2 pseudogenes are annotated in these 2148 nt (G+C 42.4%); both read left to right on the forward strand.

What is annotated here, in order from left to right:
- Window positions 1-389: pseudogene (locus tag HMPREF1140_RS11080) on the forward strand (N-acetylmuramoyl-L-alanine amidase family protein); the annotation flags it as partial.
- A 13-nt stretch (window positions 390-402) separates the two neighbouring features.
- Window positions 403-2148 (forward strand): annotated as a pseudogene (locus HMPREF1140_RS11085) (N-acetylmuramoyl-L-alanine amidase family protein); the annotation flags it as partial.

Consider the following 2148-nt stretch of genomic DNA (forward strand, 5'->3'; position numbering starts at 1 on the left):
GTAAGGCTATCGGAGCAAGATGCACACTTGCAAAGAACGACGGTAAGTTCTACTTCAACGGATTAAGACTGGATGCTGATGCAAGCCTTAAGTACGGTATTCTTAAGGACACAAGAACAGGTCACGGCGAGTATGTAGTCGTAGACTCAAACGGTAAAGTAGTCAAAGGCACAAAGATTCTTAAGGACGGAGAGGGTAACTGGATAGTAGTTTCAAACTCAAAGTTCGTAGCAAGAGTAAGTGATAGTGACAGACCGAGAAAGAAGAACGGAAGATTCTATCACTACGATTCAAGTGCCGACAGACATGACAGATGGGGAGCTGAAATCACATATGCCACAGACGGATTGAACAACTTGGACAGTGATTTTGTTCTCTTTGACAGATAGTTAGAGGAGAGATATGAAGAAAAATAATTTAATAAGGACAATCAAGCAGACGACTGCCGGATTGCTTGCAGGAGCCATGGTCCTTACAGGGGCTCCGCTGGGCAATATGACTGCGCAGGCGGCGGGACTTTTGCCGAATGAGGATTTACATCCGGAAATAACAGCGCCGGCTACAGAGGCAAGTAATAAGTATGTTTCAAGAGTTAATGCAAACTTGACATACGGATCTTCAGATTCAACTGCATTTGCTTTTGGACCGGCAGGTTCAAGCACTAACCATGTTGGTACAAATACATATGGATCAGCAGCGGGTGGAGATACTTTCACATTTAACTTTGCCGGTATTACAGATTCTGCAGCAAGAGAAAATAAATCTCGTGGATATTATGATGATAATCAGGTGACATCACATGGTGACAGTGCTGATATAGCACCTACTATTCGTTCTGCGTATTCGAATAACTGGTGGCATGGATACTATGCTTTCGGTAAGCCGTATCGTATAGGCACTGATGTACAGAATAAAACGGGCGGTACACCATATGATGCGACAAATCCTCTTGATCCAATAGTGAATACTTGGACAGGAACATCAAATGATGAGCCGAATTCAGCTAGTTATACAAGTTCAAAAAAGGCATTACATACAGGTGCTAATCATTATGATGGTGAAGTTCTTACTTTGACAGACGGAACAAATACTGTTCAGCTACGTCAGGAGATAAAACCTTCAGACGATGACCAATATATTATTGTTCAATACACTGCATATAATCCGGGTTCAAGTACTGTGGATTTTATGGTGGGTAATGAGACAGATACCATGGTTACATCTCAGGATGCGGTTCCTATTTTTGTTACACCTCATGGTGCAGGTGGAGCGTTTGAGGGGGTTCATTTCCAAAACTCTACAAGTGGACAGTATGGACTTACTATATTTGATATTTATACATCAGGTAAGGACGCAGGTGTTGTAAAAAGAGATGCAAATGACCCTTCAGAAAACCGTGTATGGGCAGGACATTGGTCATCAACAGCCGGTGTTGGTCATACCAACTGGGTTTTCTCACAGAGTAGATCAGGATTTATAAATCCGGGAGATTCAGCAGGTGCTTTTTCAACCTACTTTAACTTGCTTCCCGGAGAGACAAAGATTGCTACATTTGTAGCATCTATCAAACCTTCGGTTTACTATGTAAATAATGGTGCTGACGGTAGCGCTACATCAGCAGGTACGGCCGGATTCATGGGTAACCCTGTAGGAAGTATTGCTGATGCTGTAGCACGAATCGAGGCAAATGGTGCCAAGAAGGCATATATTTACCTTCAGTCGGATACTACTATGAATGGTACAGTGACTATTCCGGCAGGTACCGATATAACTATTCAAACTGCAGACTTTTCTGCATTACCGGCAGGCCAGAGCTATGGTGTAGGTTATAATCACGATAATACACCGCCTATAAAGACAGATATTGCTACTATAAAGAGAGCTGATAACTTTACAGGTCCTCTCTTTAAGGTAGAGAATGCAGGTTCTGCACTTAGTTTCCGTGATGTTACTGTAGACGGTAATAAGGCTTATTTCTCACAGCCAAGTGTTACAGCAAAGCCTACTGCACCTATTATAGAAGCAAGTGCAGGTACGGTAGCATTAAAGGCCGGTTCTACATTTACAAATGCATATGTTGATGATGCGGCTGTAGGTAGCAATACACCATCTGTAATAGAGGTTAAAGATACAGCTGTTCTTGATTTG

Source organism: Lachnoanaerobaculum sp. ICM7 (genome assembly GCF_000287675.1).
In the GTDB taxonomy this organism is placed as follows: Bacteria; Bacillota; Clostridia; order Lachnospirales; family Lachnospiraceae; genus Lachnoanaerobaculum.